We start from the raw sequence: 16,421 nt of genomic DNA, 5'->3' as shown, positions 1-16,421 counted from the left end.
TTGGAAAATCACATGAATATTCAGAAGCTTTCTCGATTAGACTTAAATTTGCTCGTTTGTTTTAGTGTTTTACTCGAAGAGCAAAGTGTCACTAGAACTGCGCACAGGCTTAACCTAAGCCAATCAGCGGTTAGTAAGTCGTTAATGAAACTGCGTAGTCAGTTTGATGACCCACTGTTTATCCGTACTTCACATGGATTAAAACCCACGCCAAAAAGCCTTTATATAAAGCCCAAGATAGAATCTATAGTTAATCACCTACAGCTTCTGATTGAACCCGAGGTCTTCTCACCAAAGTCTAGCGAATATCGCTTCAACATTGCGACGGTAGAAAGCGTCTACCCTCTTATTTTTTCACACTTTTTACCCAATGTATTTCTTCAGGCACCCAACTTAACAATCGAAACTCACCCTTGGACTGATAGGACATTCAAGCATCTGCAGGAGGGCGAGCTTGATTTAGGCATTACTGGCAAAGATATCGATATTAATGACGCAAAGCTTACGATGCTAACGCCGAATGACATCTGTGAACTTGAACTCTATCGCGATCCGATATCATGTGTTGTACGCAAAGAGCATCCGATATTAAAAAGTCCCGAGTGGAATCTAGATGCGTATCTGTCACTAAGGCATGTTCAAGTCAGATGTGATGGTAACAGTCGATGGCTATTAGACTATCGATTAGCTGATATGGGCAAGGAGCGCGATATTGCTATCTCTGTTCCAGATTTTAATAGCGCTGCGAACTTGTGCACCTATACCGACTTTGTGTTTACCGCTCCTTGTCATTTCATCGAACTCGTAGCAGAACAACTTAACTTAACGGTGCTGCCTCTTCCCTTAGAGTTTCCCCCAATTGCGTATACATTATTTTGGCACAGAGAGCGCACTAACGACCCCGCACTTAGTTGGTTGCGAAATATTATTGATGAAAAAACCTCCCACTTTAGAACAATTGCGTTGGATGATGAAAAGGAGTAGCTTTATCATCATCTACCTACCCCATTTCAAACAATATTCAGTAGGACGTAGATAGCCCTAACAATAAGGAATTTTTTAATGCTTGAATCTGTACCTTCCAAAGTCCAGGCAGTTCGCTCTTGGCTGCAAGAAAACAACTACGATGCGATTATTATCCCACATGAAGATGAGTTTTTGGGTGAGTATATACCAGCCCACAATGAGCGACTTCATTGGCTAACGGGTTTTACTGGTTCTGCAGGTGCAGCAGTCATAACACAAGACTCTGCAGCCATTTTCGTTGATGGTAGGTATACTGTTCAGGTTCGAAATCAAGTATCCGAAGAAACATTTCAATATTGTCATTTGATTGAGCAACCTCCAATCCAATGGATTCAATCTAACCTACCTGAAAAGTCTAAAGTTGCATTTGACCCAAGGATGCATTCCCACCTGTGGTTTGAAAAGTCAATAGAATCTCTTTCTGGGAAACTTGAGCTTATTGCCGATACGAATAATCCTATCGACTTACTATGGGCAGATAGACCTCAATCCATTATCTCTTCTACGCACTTGATGAACTCTGAAACAGCTGGGGTAAGCTCCTATGATAAACGTTCAAAAATAGCAAACATCATTAGTGATAAAGAGGCAGATTGTGCCGTTATTACAGCGCTCGATTCTATTTGCTGGTTGCTAAATGTTCGCGGCGCTGATGTATCACGCCTACCCGTCCTTTTGTCTCAAGCAATCATCTTCAATGATGGGCGCGTACAATTCTTCATTGATAACACTCGACTTCCTGCAGAATTTGAAGCCCATGCCGGTGCCAACGTCGAAGTACACAATCCAGACCAATTTGAAGCTCAGCTTAAAACGCTAGTAAACAAAAAAGTGATGGTTGACCCAGCAACCAGCAATGCTTGGCTAACATTTGCTCTAGAACGCAGCAATGCACAGATCATTTCAGCCAGCGATCCATGTGCCCTACCAAAAGCAACGAAAAACCCCGCAGAGATAAGTGGCATGAAATCAAGCCACATCAAGGACGGCGTTGCTATGGTTAAGTTTCTTTCTTGGTTAGATAAGCAAGTTGAACAAAAATCAGAGCACACAGAAGCAACTCTCTCTGATCAGCTAGAAAGATTTAGACGACAAGACAATACTCTTGTTGATTTAAGCTTCGATACAATATCAGCTACTGGTGCCAATGCTGCAATGTGTCACTATAATCATGAGAATCAATCGACACCATCTTCGCTCGAATTCGATTCACTATACTTGGTTGACTCAGGTGGCCAGTACAAAGACGGCACCACGGATATTACTCGTACAATAGCCATTGGTCAGCCAAGCGAAGAAATGATCAGGCAATTCACCTTGGTGCTTAAAGGCCATATTTCAGTTGCTCGTGCACGTTTTCCAAAGGGTACTTGTGGCTACCAAATTGATACGTTAGCTAGGCATCATTTGTGGGCAGAAGGCTATGACTATGACCATGGTACTGGCCATGGTGTTGGTCACTTCTTAAGTGTACATGAAGGACCGCAAAGTATTTCAAAGAGACAAATTGATGTCGCACTCGAAGCTGGTATGGTTTTATCCAACGAGCCTGGCTACTACAAAGCAAACGAATTTGGCATTCGAATTGAGAACTTAGAGCTCGTAGTCGAAAAGAAAACTGATGGCGACTTCCCTGTTCTTACCTTCGAACCTCTGACTCGATGCCCTATAGATACACGCAATATAAACGTAAATCTATTAACAAAACCTGAGCTAGCTTGGTTAAATGACTATCATCTAAAAGTTTGGCAAGACTTAAGCCCATTGGTTGATGAAGATACTAAAGCTTGGTTAAAAGCTGCAACTCAACCTCTAGTACATGCTTAGCCTTAAGTAGTAGCATAGATAACAAAAGCGGCACTTTCATTTAGTGCCGCTTTTTTTGTTTCACGTGAAACATTTGTTATCCAGAGTATGCAACATGCCAATCTTTCCAGACAGGTGCAAACCCCTTTAGACGAATCATAGCCTCAACTTCGAAAGAAGTTCTTTCATCTGATATCTCAAACTGCTCTAATTCGGTATGTTCGTTTGCATAACCACCTGGCTGTGTTTTGGATGCAGCTGACATGTTAGTTACACCTAACGGCAAAACATTATCTCTAAATGACGCAGATTCGCGTGTAGACAAAGAAAGTTCTACCTCTGGGCTCAACAACCTATATGCGCAGATTAGTTGTACTAATTGTTTATCTGACATGATTGATTTTGGTTGCAGTCCACCTTTACATGGCCTTAACCTTGGAAAAGAAATTGAGTATCGGGACTTCCAATACTTACGTTGCAAATAATCTAAATGGCTAGCAGTAAAGAAGCAATCCGTCCTCCAGTCCTCTAAACCAATCAACGCTCCAATTCCTATTTTGTCTATGCCGGCCTTTGCTAGTCGATCAGCAGTTTCCAATCTATAAACAAAATCTTTTTTCTTACCTCGCAAATGATGCTTAGCGTAGGTAGAAGGGTGATATGTTTCTTGATAGACCATGACCGCATCTAAGCCCATTGACTTAAGCTCAACATACTCATGTTGCTCCAGTGGCTGTACTTCCATAGCCAAGTAGCTGAAGTGTTTCTTTATTTGAGGAACAGACTTCCTAAAATACTCCATCCCAACTTTGGTTTCATGCTCACCGGTCACAAGCAAAATGCTGTCAAACTTCATAGCTTTTATAGCTTCTACCTCAGCTCCTATTTCAACCTCATTAAGGGTCTTACGTTTTAGCTTATTTTCCATTGAAAATCCGCAATAAGTGCAAGCGTTAGAACAAAGGTTTGATAAGTAAAGAGGGACATACAATGAGATAGTATTACCAAATCGCTGCCGTGTTAAATTAAGCGATTTTTGAGCTAGCTTCTCTAAGTATGGTTCAGCTGCTGGAGAAATCAGAGCTTTAAAGTCCTCCAAGTCAATTGAAGATTTACTCAGTGCCCTCTCTACATCGCTAGTCGTCTTTGAGTAAATGGACAGCTGAGTATGATCCCAATCTATTTTGTTAAACGTTCTGTGGAAACTCATTGTATGTTTCACTCGTCTAGAAAGGCGGTTAGTGGGCTAGAGGCAACAGCATGAGAAACAACACTTGCAAGGCCTGATTCATAGGCCATTCGACCACTTTCGACGGCATGCTTAAATGCTCTAGCCATTAAAGCTGGCTCTTGAGTTGCTGCAATAGCGGTATTAACAAGTACAGCGTCAGCACCAAGCTCCATTGCATAGGCAGCATGTGAAGGAGCACCAATTCCGGCATCAACCACTACTGGGACATTTGACTGCTCAATAATAATCTTCAAAAAATCTTCTGTCCTTAATCCTTTGTTCGAACCAATTGGCGCGCCCAATGGCATAACAGCAGCACAGCCTACATCTTCCAAGCGCTTACATAATACGGGATCAGCATGACAGTACGGCAACACCGTGAAACCATCTTTTACTAGTTGTTTAGCGGCATTAAACGTTTCGATTGGGTCAGGAAGTAAATATCTAGGGTCTGGATGAATTTCTAGTTTTACCCACTCTGTGCCGAGTGCCTCGCGAGCTAGATGAGCAGCAAATACAGCATCTTTTGCTGTTTTAGCTCCGGACGTATTAGGTAGAAGCTTGATATTATTGTCTATTAAAGGCTTAAGAATATCGTCATCTTTTGTATCAAGCTCCACTCTTTTTAGCGCCATTGTCGCCATTTGCGAACCGGAGCTCGATATTGCGTTAATCATGGCCTCGCTGCTTGAAAACTTTCCCGTTCCAGTCAGTAACCTTGATTTAAACTCTATACCTGCAATTTTAAGCATTGTGTTACTTACCCTCCGGCTATGGCTTGAAATAGTGAAATGACATCACCTTCGTTCAACGAAGTATTGTCCCAGTGACCTTTTGGAACAATCTGATTATTTACTGTGAACACTGTACCAGCGCTAGGTAAGTCAAAATCTTGAATAATACCCTGCAAACTTACGCTTTCTTTAATCTGTTTCTTTTGGTTGTTGATCGTGACATGTATTAGTTTCATGCCTCTCTCCTATTCGTTATCGCGCTAGTGACTCCACATACATCGCAAGATGTGTCTTTTGGGATTTGATAGTTTTGCCACTCCATCTGTAATCCATCGAATATATGAATAACATTTGGCTTAAATCTAGATTCACTCAAAGCAATTATCTGGATCGCAACTAGCGCCTGTAGGTTTCCAATTGTTCCTACTACAGGGCCGACAATACCTGCCGTAGTACAGTTGTTTGTTTGTGTATGCTTATCCAAAGGATTAAGGCAACGATAACAGGCACTATCTTTGGAGTAATTGAAAACAGCCAACTGACCCTTCCACCCTATAGCCGCACCGCTAATTAGAAGCTTCTTTGACTTATAGCAGGCCAAATTAATCATCTGCCTAGATTGAAAGTTGTCAGTACAATCGATGACAATATCTGCCAACATTGTTTCTAAACCAAGTTGGTTTGGCTCGAGTCTTTTGGCAAGTTTTCTAACTGAAACATTCGGGTTTAAATCAGATATTTGATTGGCAAGCGCGTCTACCTTTGGCTGACCTACATCGTTAACTCGGTACGCTATCTGACGTTGCAAATTAGATGACTCAACAATATCATCATCACATAGGACCATTTTGCCAATGCCAGAGGCTGCCAAGAATAATGCAACTGAGCAGCCTAACCCACCGCAACCGACAATAAGAACATGGCTTTTACTCAACCTTTCTTGCCCTAGCTCGCCAACCTCTTCAACAGATATTTGCCTTTGATAACGCAAAAACAATTCGTCTGACAACATTACATAGCCCCCCTATTTATTAACGGCCTTGTATTGTTAAAAGCATTAAGGAGACTATCTACTGCGTACTTTGTGTCTTTCGCATTAGTTATCGCACCAATAACAGCTAGGCTATCTACCCCACATTGAGAAACCAATTCAGCGTTTTGCAAGTTGATTCCGCCAATAGCAACCGTCGCAATATTCGAGTGGACTTCATTCAGTATTGTTGTATCTATTAGTCGTTGAAAGAGCTTTAGCTTTGTAAGCCCTTGAGGGTGCGAATCTACTTGCTTAGTTACTGTTTTAAAAACCTGCCCAAATGCTAGGTAACTTGGATTCAACCTTAGCGCTAGCAATACTTCATAGTAGCCATGTGTTGAAACACCAAGAGCTAGTCCATTAGAAGAAAGCTGATGTAAACACACATCTGTTAAATCTTCTTGGCCTAAGTGGACACCAAATGCATTATGTTTGATAGCCAATTGCCAATGGTCGTTTATAAACAGCTGTGCTTCATACCGGTTTCCTAACGAAATAGCGGATTTAACCAGTTGCTCAGTCTGATAGACTGGGTAGTTCTTTATACGAAACTGTATGGTCTTAACACCAAACTTTAGCAAACGCTCTAACCAGTCAATAGAATCGACTATTGGGTAAATTGCAAAAAATGACTTTTCTACTTGTTTAAACTCTTTGGCAGACTCACCATCAAGCCAAGGGCAATGAACGCTAAGGCTTTCGCTCTCTGTAACAACATCCGGAAAATCTTTAATAGACACTGGCCATGTTTCACGTGAAACATTGGAAAACGCATTTGCTAATACTATGGCATCGTCAATGGAGTAGTGGAGAGCAATAGCACTTAGCAGCCAACAGAAATGATGTGTTTTGTTAAACGATGATGGAAAAGAATCGTCCCTACTGACAGCTCTTGTGCCGCTAGGGCTAGACCAGACATCATACTTGCACTTCTCGTGGCTTATTCCTATATAAATTGGAGATGCTTGATTGCTAGAGCTAGAAGCTCCATTCTTCCAAGAGGAATCAGATGAATTTCCGGCATAGATTGCAATATAGTCGCAGTTTGAGTTTTGTAAGCATTGCTCTGAAGTACAAAGAAAGTCAGCGCAAATGGAAGTGTTGAAATTAGATGAGTTAATAACGAAGCATTGAGTTTCTGATACTCCAAACTCAATACTTCGTGTATCAAACCCTTGCTTGTTAGCAAGGGTTAAACAGTTTTTAATCTCACCCTTCAGCTCTAATGCACGAGATGGGATAAGAACTTTCAATGCTTAGTCCTCGACAGCAACTTCTTTAGTAGAGGAAGCCGGATGATATAGTTCCGCACCAGAGTCTAGGAACTCCTGGGATTTTTGTCTCATCCCCTCAAGCGGATCTTCAATCATCTTAATTTCAACGGTATCTTCACCGATGTTGGTACCATTTTGTTTTGCGAAATCCCGAACTTCATGTGAGATCTTCATTGAGCAGAATTTTGGACCACACATTGAACAGAAATGTGCCACTTTACCGGATTCTTGCGGCAGAGTTTCATCGTGATAAGACTTAGCCGTTTCAGGGTCTAAAGAAAGGTTGAACTGGTCTTCCCATCTAAATTCAAATCTAGCTTTGGAAAGGGCATTGTCGCGAATTTGAGCGCCAGGATGGCCTTTAGCTAAATCAGCAGCATGAGCAGCGAGTTTATAAGTAATAATACCGGTTTTAACATCTTGCTTATTAGGTAACCCTAGGTGCTCTTTTGGCGTTACATAACACAGCATTGCACAGCCAAACCAACCTATTACGGAAGCACCGATCCCAGAAGTAATATGATCGTAACCCGGTGCAATATCAGTAGTTAAAGGGCCAAGAGTATAAAATGGAGCTTCATGACAGTGTTCTAACTGTTCATCCATATTCTCTTTAATCATGTGCAAAGGAACATGTCCAGGACCTTCAATCATCACCTGGACATCATACTCCCAAGCAACTTTTGTAAGCTCGCCTAGTGTACGCAACTCCGAGAACTGTGCTTCGTCATTCGCGTCGGCAATCGAGCCAGGGCGCAACCCGTCACCAAGAGATAATGCAATATCGTATTTAGCACAGATCTCACAAATCTCGCGGAAGTTAGTATAGAGGAAGCTTTCTTTGTGATGAGCAAGGCACCACTTAGCGATAATAGATCCACCACGAGAGACTATGCCCGTAACACGTTTAGCCGTCATAGGAACGTAGCGCAGCAACAAGCCTGCATGAATAGTGAAGTAATCTACTCCCTGCTCTGCTTGTTCAATTAACGTATCACGCATCACTTCCCACGTTAGGTTTTCAGCAATACCATTTACTTTCTCAAGGGCTTGATACATAGGCACTGTACCGATAGGCACAGGGCTATTACGTAAGATACGCTCACGAGTTTCGTGGATATTGCGACCTGTAGATAAGTCCATAACCGTATCTCCACCCCAGCGAGTAGACCAAACTAGTTTCTCTACTTCTTCCTCAATAGAGGAGCTTACTGAAGAGTTACCAATGTTCGCGTTCACCTTAACCAAGAAATTGCGCCCAATGATCATTGGCTCAGACTCTGGGTGGTTAATGTTAGAAGGAATAATAGCGCGTCCTTCTGCTACTTCTTTTCTAACAAACTCAGGAGTAATCTCTTTTGGAAGGTTTGCACCGAAATTCTGGCCAGGATGTTGGAAGTTTAACTGTTCATCTTTGTACTTCTGGCGTCCCATGTTTTCACGAATAGCAATGTATTCCATTTCTGGGGTAATGATGCCTTTACGAGCATAGTGAAGCTGGGTGACACATTTACCTTCTTTTGCTTTACGAACACGCGGAAGCTCAACACCACGAACATCATCCAAAGTGTCATCTTGCTGTCGTTCTTTTGTGTACGCAGAGCTTACTCCATCGAGAATCTCAGTGTCGCCGCGCTCTTCAATCCATGCTTCTCTGTGCTTAGGCAAGCCTTTATATAGGTCAATTGTGTAAGATGGATCTGTATAAAGGCCTGAGGTGTCATAAACATGTACAGGCTCGTTGGGCTCGAATACTGGCTCTTCTTTAGTACCACCAATCAAACTATCCGCTAGTGATACCTCTCTCATAGGGACTCGAATATCCTCACGGGAGCCTTTTATATAAACTTTAGTAGAATTTGGATACGGTTCGACAGAGAGTGAATCAATAAATTGTTGAGCTTCTAGCCTAGATTGTTTACGACTCGACATAGCATTTTTTCCTTGCGGTTTTTAAAATAAAAATGCTTGGCGGATGGATGCTACAAGAGGAATACCCTTATATTTCATAAGGATAGATAGATAAGACGAATAGAGTTATGTCTTGTTAATTTTCTCTTGTTCCCTTCGCAGGTATTAGCCTGATCAGGTTCAACGGATCCCGGTTTAACGGTCTCAGCCTTGTGGCACTCCGACAAGTAGAGTCATTATATGAAATTAATTGAAATTAACAACATATTCATTGCTATATAAAGCAAGATTATGCTCGAGAGATAATCTGAAAACCAACCCAAGCAGCAGAAATACTAAACAGTACATTCAATATGACATTTAGTCCCATTTTAAACATTGCGCCCTGCTGCATCAGAGTAACGTTATCCATTGAGAAGGTAGAAAACGTAGTTAGCGCGCCTAAGAAGCCAAGACCAATAATCTGGCGCCAAGGGTCATTTGATATCAAGTCATTTTGTAATGCGGCAGCTAGCAGACCCATGATGAAAGAACCTGCGATGTTGACCGTTAGCGTGCCGTACGGGAACCCCTTGCCAAGAAGCGCAGCGCACCACTCTGAAATAAGATAGCGAGAACAGGCACCAAATGCCCCACCAATTGCTATGTAGCCTAAGATATAAAGCTGATTCATAAATACCCCCTAAAAAATAATTGGGGTATTTTATAGTAATCAGGCTATAAAGCGAGCAATCAAAGTTATTTTTAATATTCCGTATATGGTTCGTTTGAAGAAAGGAAAGTCAAATAACATGGACAATATTGCCATTTAGTCACTCACTTTTAACACGTTACAGGAGTCACTTTTTGAGCTTATTTAACCTTTGTGCAGTATGTATATAGGTGACTGGAAAGACATCGACAAGATCAACTGCAATACAACATTGTAAATAACAACGACATAAACAATCGAACTCCAGCTTCTAGGGGTGTCAATTACTTGAAGGTAACTTGAAGATTCATATTCTAATAGCTTTAGCTGTAGTATTTGTGTATGAGCAAGAAGGCCTCTTCTCAAAGCATCAACTCGCCTTAAACTAGAAAACTATCGAGCTGTATTGCCCATTTATTTTTTGATTTATTTAGAACGTAAAAAAGCCCCAGTCTTTCGACTGAGGCTTAGTATAAATGGCGGAGTGGACGGGACTCGAACCCGCGACCCCCGGCGTGACAGGCCGGTATTCTAACCAACTGAACTACCACTCCGCAGTGGTATCACTCGCGTTCGCAAGTGTCCATCTTTTGTCTTCACTTTTGAAAAAGTGAAAATAAAATTAAAGCCCGGCGATGACCTACTCTCACATGGGGAAGCCCCACACTACCATCGGCGCAGTTGCGTTTCACTTCTGAGTTCGGCATGGAATCAGGTGGGTCCACAACGCTATGGTCGCCAAGCAAATTCTTCATCATAAAGTCATCGACTCTACGATTTAATTCGGAAAGCTGTTTTTCGTTCTATTACACATTCAATGTTCTAGTTTGAGTCCCACAAAAACCCTTTTGGTGTTGTATGGTTAAGCCTCACGGGCAATTAGTACAGGTTAGCTCAACGCCTCACAACGCTTACACACCCTGCCTATCAACGTTCTAGTCTCGAACAACCCTTAAGGACACATAAAGTGTCAGGGAAGACTCATCTCAGGGCTCGCTTCCCGCTTAGATGCTTTCAGCGGTTATCGATTCCGAACTTAGCTACCGGGCAATGCCATTGGCATGACAACCCGAACACCAGAGGTTCGTCCACTCCGGTCCTCTCGTACTAGGAGCAGCCCCCTTCAATCTTCCAACGCCCACGGCAGATAGGGACCGAACTGTCTCACGACGTTCTAAACCCAGCTCGCGTACCACTTTAAATGGCGAACAGCCATACCCTTGGGACCGACTTCAGCCCCAGGATGTGATGAGCCGACATCGAGGTGCCAAACACCGCCGTCGATATGAACTCTTGGGCGGTATCAGCCTGTTATCCCCGGAGTACCTTTTATCCGTTGAGCGATGGCCCTTCCATTCAGAACCACCGGATCACTATGACCTGCTTTCGCACCTGCTCGAATTGTCATTCTCGCAGTCAAGCGGGCTTATGCCATTGCACTAACCTCACGATGTCCAACCGTGATTAGCCCACCTTCGTGCTCCTCCGTTACTCTTTGGGAGGAGACCGCCCCAGTCAAACTACCCACCAGGCACTGTCCTCACCCCAGATAATGGGGCCAAGTTAGAACATCAACACTACAAGGGTGGTATTTCAAGGACGGCTCCACCACATCTAGCGACGCGGTTTCAAAGCCTCCCACCTATCCTACACATGTAGGGTCAATGTTCAGTGCCAAGCTGTAGTAAAGGTTCACGGGGTCTTTCCGTCTAGCCGCGGGTACACTGCATCTTCACAGCGATTTCAATTTCACTGAGTCTCGGGTGGAGACAGCGTGGCCATCATTACGCCATTCGTGCAGGTCGGAACTTACCCGACAAGGAATTTCGCTACCTTAGGACCGTTATAGTTACGGCCGCCGTTTACCGGGGCTTCGATCAAGAGCTTCGACCGAAGTCTAACCCCATCAATTAACCTTCCGGCACCGGGCAGGCGTCACACCGTATACGTCATCTTACGATTTAGCACAGTGCTGTGTTTTTAATAAACAGTTGCAGCCACCTGGTATCTGCGACTCCCAATAGCTCCATCCGCAAGGGACTTCACCGTCGAGAGCGTACCTTCTCCCGAAGTTACGGTACCATTTTGCCTAGTTCCTTCACCCGAGTTCTCTCAAGCGCCTTGGTATTCTCTACCCGACCACCTGTGTCGGTTTGGGGTACGATTCCTTACAATCTGAAGCTTAGAGGCTTTTCCTGGAAGCATGGCATCAATGACTTCACTACCGTAGTAGCTCGACATCGTGTCTCAGCCTTAAAGAGAGCCGGATTTACCTAACTCTCAAGCCTACGCACTTGAACCTGGACGACCGTCGCCAGGCCCACCTAGCCTTCTCCGTCCCCCCATCGCAATTGTAAGAAGTACGGGAATATTAACCCGTTTCCCATCGACTACGCCTTTCGGCCTCGCCTTAGGGGTCGACTTACCCTGCCCCGATTAACGTTGGACAGGAACCCTTGGTCTTCCGGCGAGGAGGTTTTTCACCCCCTTTATCGTTACTCATGTCAGCATTCGCACTTCTGATACCTCCAGCAGACCTTACAGTCCACCTTCAACGGCTTACAGAACGCTCCCCTACCCAATACAATAAATTGCATTGCCGCAGCTTCGGTTTATTACTTAGCCCCGTTACATCTTCCGCGCAGGCCGACTCGACTAGTGAGCTATTACGCTTTCTTTAAATGATGGCTGCTTCTAAGCCAACATCCTAGCTGTCTAAGCCTTCCCACATCGTTTCCCACTTAGTAATAATTTGGGACCTTAGCTGGCGGTCTGGGTTGTTTCCCTCTCCACGACGGACGTTAGCACCCGCCGTGTGTCTCCCGGATAGTACTTACTGGTATTCGGAGTTTGCAAAGGGTTGGTAAGTCGGGATGACCCCCTAGCCTTAACAGTGCTCTACCCCCAGTAGTATTCATCCGAGGCGCTACCTAAATAGCTTTCGGGGAGAACCAGCTATCTCCAGGTTTGATTGGCCTTTCACCCCTAGCCACAAGTCATCCGCTAATTTTTCAACATTAGTCGGTTCGGTCCTCCAGTTGATGTTACTCAACCTTCAACCTGCCCATGGCTAGATCACCTGGTTTCGGGTCTATATCCAGAGACTGAGCGCCCAGTTAAGACTCGGTTTCCCTACGGCTCCCCTAAACGGTTAACCTTGCCACTGAATATAAGTCGCTGACCCATTATACAAAAGGTACGCAGTCACACCACGAAGGTGCTCCTACTGCTTGTACGTACACGGTTTCAGGTTCTATTTCACTCCCCTCACAGGGGTTCTTTTCGCCTTTCCCTCACGGTACTGGTTCACTATCGGTCAGTCAGGAGTATTTAGCCTTGGAGGATGGTCCCCCCATGTTCAGACAGGATATCACGTGTCCCGCCTTACTCGATTTCACTTATGCTGCGCTGTCGGTTACGGGGCTATCACCCTGTATCGCGTGCCTTTCCAGACACTTCACCTGACGCAATAAAAGCTTAAGGGCTAACCCAATTTCGCTCGCCGCTACTTTCGGGATCTCGGTTGATTTCTTTTCCTCGGGGTACTTAGATGTTTCAGTTCCCCCGGTTCGCCTCATTAACCTATGTATTCAGTTAATGATACATGCTTATGCATGTGGGTTTCCCCATTCGGAAATCGTAGACTCAAGTGGCTTTTACTGCCTTATCTACGCTTATCGCAAGTTAATACGTCCTTCATCGCCTCTGACTGCCAAGGCATCCACCGTGTACGCTTAGTTACTTAACCATACAACCCAAAAGAGTTTTGTACGGTCAACACTAAAGGTGTCTCAATTTATTTAAACATGATTGAGACTGATAATTGCCGGACTCAAATATGAATAACTCGTAAGTTATTCCCAAGAACACTTGAATGTGTGTTGGTACCTAAATCAATACAGATTTAGGATTTGAGAACTTTTAATTAGATAACGATAAATCAAATCGTTATCTGTCAGCTTTCCAAATTGTTAAAGAGCAAGATGCATAAAGCATCATTCAAATATTCTTATCAGAACACTTTGATGATGACTTACTAAAAAGTATTGGTGGGTCTGAGTGGACTTGAACCACCGACCTCTCGCTTATCAGGCGAACGCTCTAACCACCTGAGCTACAGACCCACATCTTTTTTGCTCGATTAAACCTTATCAATCTGTGTGAACACTCATCGCAATAATCTTTCGTATAAGGAGGTGATCCAGCCCCAGGTTCCCCTAGGGCTACCTTGTTACGACTTCACCCCAGTCATGAACCACAAAGTGGTGAGCGTCCTCCCGAAGGTTAAACTACCCACTTCTTTTGCAGCCCACTCCCATGGTGTGACGGGCGGTGTGTACAAGGCCCGGGAACGTATTCACCGTAGCATTCTGATCTACGATTACTAGCGATTCCGACTTCATGGAGTCGAGTTGCAGACTCCAATCCGGACTACGACGCACTTTTTGGGATTCGCTCACCATCGCTGGTTGGCCGCCCTCTGTATGCGCCATTGTAGCACGTGTGTAGCCCTACTCGTAAGGGCCATGATGACTTGACGTCGTCCCCACCTTCCTCCGGTTTATCACCGGCAGTCTCCCTGGAGTTCCCGACATTACTCGCTGGCAAACAAGGATAAGGGTTGCGCTCGTTGCGGGACTTAACCCAACATTTCACAACACGAGCTGACGACAGCCATGCAGCACCTGTCTCAGAGTTCCCGAAGGCACCAAAGCATCTCTGCTAAGTTCTCTGGATGTCAAGAGTAGGTAAGGTTCTTCGCGTTGCATCGAATTAAACCACATGCTCCACCGCTTGTGCGGGCCCCCGTCAATTCATTTGAGTTTTAATCTTGCGACCGTACTCCCCAGGCGGTCTACTTAACGCGTTAGCTCCGAAAGCCACAGTTCAAGACCGCAACCTCCAAGTAGACATCGTTTACGGCGTGGACTACCAGGGTATCTAATCCTGTTTGCTCCCCACGCTTTCGCATCTGAGTGTCAGTATCTGTCCAGGGGGCCGCCTTCGCCACTGGTATTCCTTCAGATCTCTACGCATTTCACCGCTACACCTGAAATTCTACCCCCCTCTACAGTACTCTAGTGAATCAGTTTCAAATGACCTTCCGAGGTTGAGCCCCGGGCTTTCACATCTGACTTAATCCACCACCTGCATGCGCTTTACGCCCAGTAATTCCGATTAACGCTCGCACCCTCCGTATTACCGCGGCTGCTGGCACGGAGTTAGCCGGTGCTTCTTCTGCAGCTAACGTCAAGCAATGCAGTTATTAACTACACTACCTTCCTCACTGCTGAAAGTGCTTTACAACCCGAAGGCCTTCTTCACACACGCGGCATGGCTGCATCAGGGTTTCCCCCATTGTGCAATATTCCCCACTGCTGCCTCCCGTAGGAGTCTGGACCGTGTCTCAGTTCCAGTGTGGCTGATCATCCTCTCAGACCAGCTAGGGATCGTCGCCTTGGTGAGCCATTACCTCACCAACTAGCTAATCCCACCTAGGCGTATCCAATAGCGCAAGGCCCGAAGGTCCCCTGCTTTGCTCCGAAGAGAGTATGCGGTATTAGCCATCGTTTCCAATGGTTATCCCCCTCTACTGGGCAACTTCCTAGGCATTACTCACCCGTCCGCCGCTCGTCAGCAAAGAAAGCAAGCTTTCTTTCTGTTACCGCTCGACTTGCATGTGTTAGGCCTGCCGCCAGCGTTCAATCTGAGCCATGATCAAACTCTTCAATTTAAGATTTTGTCGGCTCAATGAATACTGAACATTACATAAAGTAATGTTTGAATTGACTGTGCTGAGTCTTTCGACTCGTTGGTCACTTCGTTTCATTGAAACCTAATTTGAAGCCGAAGCTTCTAATTTGATTATCATCAACGAGTGCCCACACAGATTGATAGGTTTATATTGTTAAAGAGCAATGCTTTGAAGTTCATCTCAAAGCGGACGGCTATTCTAGCGATTTAAGTTTTAGTGTCAACCACTTTTTTCAAAACTTTTTTAAGCACTGGGCTTAGCTAGGAGACCTTGCTAACTCGTTGATTGCTTTGTTTGAAGCCATCCCGTGTCAGCGAGGTGGCATTATAGAGATCGGCGTCACGTTGGCAAGCGTTTTTTGAAGTTTTTTTTGAAAAAAGAACCTTTCGATTAACAATTAGGCAAAAAGACGCGTAACTATACGTTTTTAGCCTTCAAACCCTTAAATTCTTCAGCAAACAATGCCACCTTTTGCCAATTGGTATATTCAACCTCTTTACTGGTATCTGTTTCTCCGCCCGTCATACTCATGATGAACTTAATCATCATTCTATCTATCCAGTTATAACGAGGATAATAAAGAGCCCCAGCAAAGACACCTATAAGCTCAGGTTTCCAAGGCGATTTTTTGAGAAAGGTTTGGATGTAAGCGCTACCTTCTGGTGTGTCTTTTCCTTGCTCTTCCTTTCTAGCCGTCAAGTTCACACAGAAAAAGGCCACTTTACTTCTATTCAATTGCTCTAGGTGGGTATCTATAAATTGATATAGCTTCTTATTAAGGTGGCCATAACGAATAGAAGCACCGATCAACACCTTATCGTACTGAGCTAAGTCTATGCTATCAACCTCGTCTAGATTTCTTAGCTCACACTCATACCCCTGCAGTTCACTATCGATGAACTTGAAGATTTTTTTGGTTTGTCCTTCTCTACTTGAATAAAGGAATAGTACTTTCATCAC

10 protein-coding genes, 2 tRNA genes, 3 rRNA genes and 1 riboswitch are annotated in these 16,421 nt (G+C 44.2%); of the genes, 2 read left to right on the top strand and 13 right to left on the bottom strand.

Translation table 11 applies throughout. The annotated features are described in order from the left end of the window. Positions 1-12: 12 nt before the first annotated feature. Together L7A31_RS19675 and L7A31_RS19670 are read left to right on the top strand one after the other, a co-directional pair. Positions 13-984: a LysR family transcriptional regulator gene (locus L7A31_RS19675; protein ID WP_237363440.1), complete on the top strand. Its 972-nt coding sequence runs from the start codon at positions 13-15 to the stop codon at positions 982-984. A 78-nt stretch (positions 985-1,062) separates the two neighbouring features. Then, positions 1,063-2,853: an aminopeptidase P family protein gene (locus L7A31_RS19670; RefSeq protein WP_237363439.1), complete on the top strand. Its 1,791-nt coding sequence runs from the start codon at positions 1,063-1,065 to the stop codon at positions 2,851-2,853. A gap of 76 nt (positions 2,854-2,929) precedes the next feature. On the opposite strand, the gene thiH is transcribed toward L7A31_RS19670, so the two are convergent. The 13 genes from thiH to hemG all read right to left on the bottom strand — a co-directional run bounded on the left by thiH (position 2,930) and on the right by hemG (position 16,421). After that, entirely contained in the window at positions 2,930-4,042 is a 1,113-nt protein-coding gene (thiH, locus tag L7A31_RS19665; protein WP_237363438.1) for a 2-iminoacetate synthase ThiH, read from the bottom strand. A gap of 8 nt (positions 4,043-4,050) precedes the next feature. Continuing rightward, a complete protein-coding gene (locus L7A31_RS19660) occupies positions 4,051-4,815 on the bottom strand; it encodes a thiazole synthase (protein WP_237363437.1) in 765 nt (254 codons plus the stop codon). Positions 4,816-4,823: 8 nt separating this feature from the next. Then, positions 4,824-5,033, bottom strand: coding sequence for a sulfur carrier protein ThiS (gene thiS, locus L7A31_RS19655; RefSeq protein WP_237363436.1), 210 nt, complete (start codon positions 5,031-5,033; stop codon positions 4,824-4,826). After that, positions 5,030-5,809 carry a HesA/MoeB/ThiF family protein gene (locus tag L7A31_RS19650; RefSeq protein WP_237363435.1) on the bottom strand — a complete coding sequence of 260 codons (780 nt, stop codon included), beginning with the start codon at positions 5,807-5,809 and terminating at the stop codon, positions 5,030-5,032. Before L7A31_RS19650 ends, thiS begins: the two co-directional genes overlap by 4 nt. Continuing rightward, positions 5,809-7,083, bottom strand: coding sequence for a thiamine phosphate synthase (gene thiE, locus L7A31_RS19645; protein WP_237363434.1), 1,275 nt, complete (start codon positions 7,081-7,083; stop codon positions 5,809-5,811). The genes L7A31_RS19650 and thiE overlap by 1 nt, the downstream gene beginning before the upstream one ends. 3 nt (positions 7,084-7,086) lie before the next feature. Further along, on the bottom strand, positions 7,087-9,036 hold the full coding sequence (thiC, locus tag L7A31_RS19640) for a phosphomethylpyrimidine synthase ThiC (RefSeq protein WP_237363433.1): 1,950 nt from the start codon (positions 9,034-9,036) through the stop codon (positions 7,087-7,089). Positions 9,037-9,149: 113 nt separating this feature from the next. Beyond that, positions 9,150-9,248, bottom strand: a riboswitch (TPP riboswitch). A 56-nt stretch (positions 9,249-9,304) separates the two neighbouring features. Further along, positions 9,305-9,688, bottom strand: a complete 384-nt coding sequence (gene crcB, locus L7A31_RS19635) for a fluoride efflux transporter CrcB (RefSeq protein WP_237363432.1) — start codon at positions 9,686-9,688, stop codon at positions 9,305-9,307. A gap of 495 nt (positions 9,689-10,183) precedes the next feature. After that, positions 10,184-10,260 (bottom strand) — tRNA-Asp (locus L7A31_RS19630). Positions 10,261-10,333: 73 nt separating this feature from the next. Beyond that, positions 10,334-10,449: ribosomal RNA gene (gene rrf / locus L7A31_RS19625) — 5S ribosomal RNA — on the bottom strand. Positions 10,450-10,564: 115 nt separating this feature from the next. Further along, a 23S ribosomal RNA gene (locus L7A31_RS19620) occupies positions 10,565-13,454 on the bottom strand. Positions 13,455-13,753: 299 nt separating this feature from the next. Continuing rightward, positions 13,754-13,830: transfer RNA gene (locus L7A31_RS19615), tRNA-Ile, on the bottom strand. A gap of 65 nt (positions 13,831-13,895) precedes the next feature. Beyond that, positions 13,896-15,440: ribosomal RNA gene (locus tag L7A31_RS19610) — 16S ribosomal RNA — on the bottom strand. The 16S, 23S and 5S rRNA genes sit together here with 2 tRNA genes alongside, the layout of an rRNA operon. A 438-nt stretch (positions 15,441-15,878) precedes the next feature. Beyond that, positions 15,879-16,421: a menaquinone-dependent protoporphyrinogen IX dehydrogenase gene (hemG, locus tag L7A31_RS19605; protein ID WP_237363431.1), complete on the bottom strand. Its 543-nt coding sequence runs from the start codon at positions 16,419-16,421 to the stop codon at positions 15,879-15,881.

This window comes from Vibrio marisflavi CECT 7928, from assembly GCF_921294215.1.
GTDB classification, from domain to species: domain Bacteria; phylum Pseudomonadota; class Gammaproteobacteria; order Enterobacterales; family Vibrionaceae; genus Vibrio; species Vibrio marisflavi.
Note: the sequence above shows the minus strand (reverse complement) of the source record. Positions and strands in the feature narration are given on the sequence as shown.

Excerpts from the sequence above, each read along its gene's own strand:
- L7A31_RS19675 (WP_237363440.1), top strand. The coding sequence starts at position 13 with ATGAATATTCAGAAGCTTTCTCGATTAGACTTAAATTTGCTCGTTTGT.
- L7A31_RS19670 (WP_237363439.1), top strand. The coding sequence starts at position 1,063 with ATGCTTGAATCTGTACCTTCCAAAGTCCAGGCAGTTCGCTCTTGGCTG.
- thiH (WP_237363438.1), bottom strand. The coding sequence starts at position 4,042 with ATGAGTTTCCACAGAACGTTTAACAAAATAGATTGGGATCATACTCAG.
- L7A31_RS19660 (WP_237363437.1), bottom strand. The coding sequence starts at position 4,815 with ATGCTTAAAATTGCAGGTATAGAGTTTAAATCAAGGTTACTGACTGGA.
- thiS (WP_237363436.1), bottom strand. The coding sequence starts at position 5,033 with ATGAAACTAATACATGTCACGATCAACAACCAAAAGAAACAGATTAAA.
- L7A31_RS19650 (WP_237363435.1), bottom strand. The coding sequence starts at position 5,809 with ATGTTGTCAGACGAATTGTTTTTGCGTTATCAAAGGCAAATATCTGTT.
- thiC (WP_237363433.1), bottom strand. The coding sequence starts at position 9,036 with ATGTCGAGTCGTAAACAATCTAGGCTAGAAGCTCAACAATTTATTGAT.
- crcB (WP_237363432.1), bottom strand. The coding sequence starts at position 9,688 with ATGAATCAGCTTTATATCTTAGGCTACATAGCAATTGGTGGGGCATTT.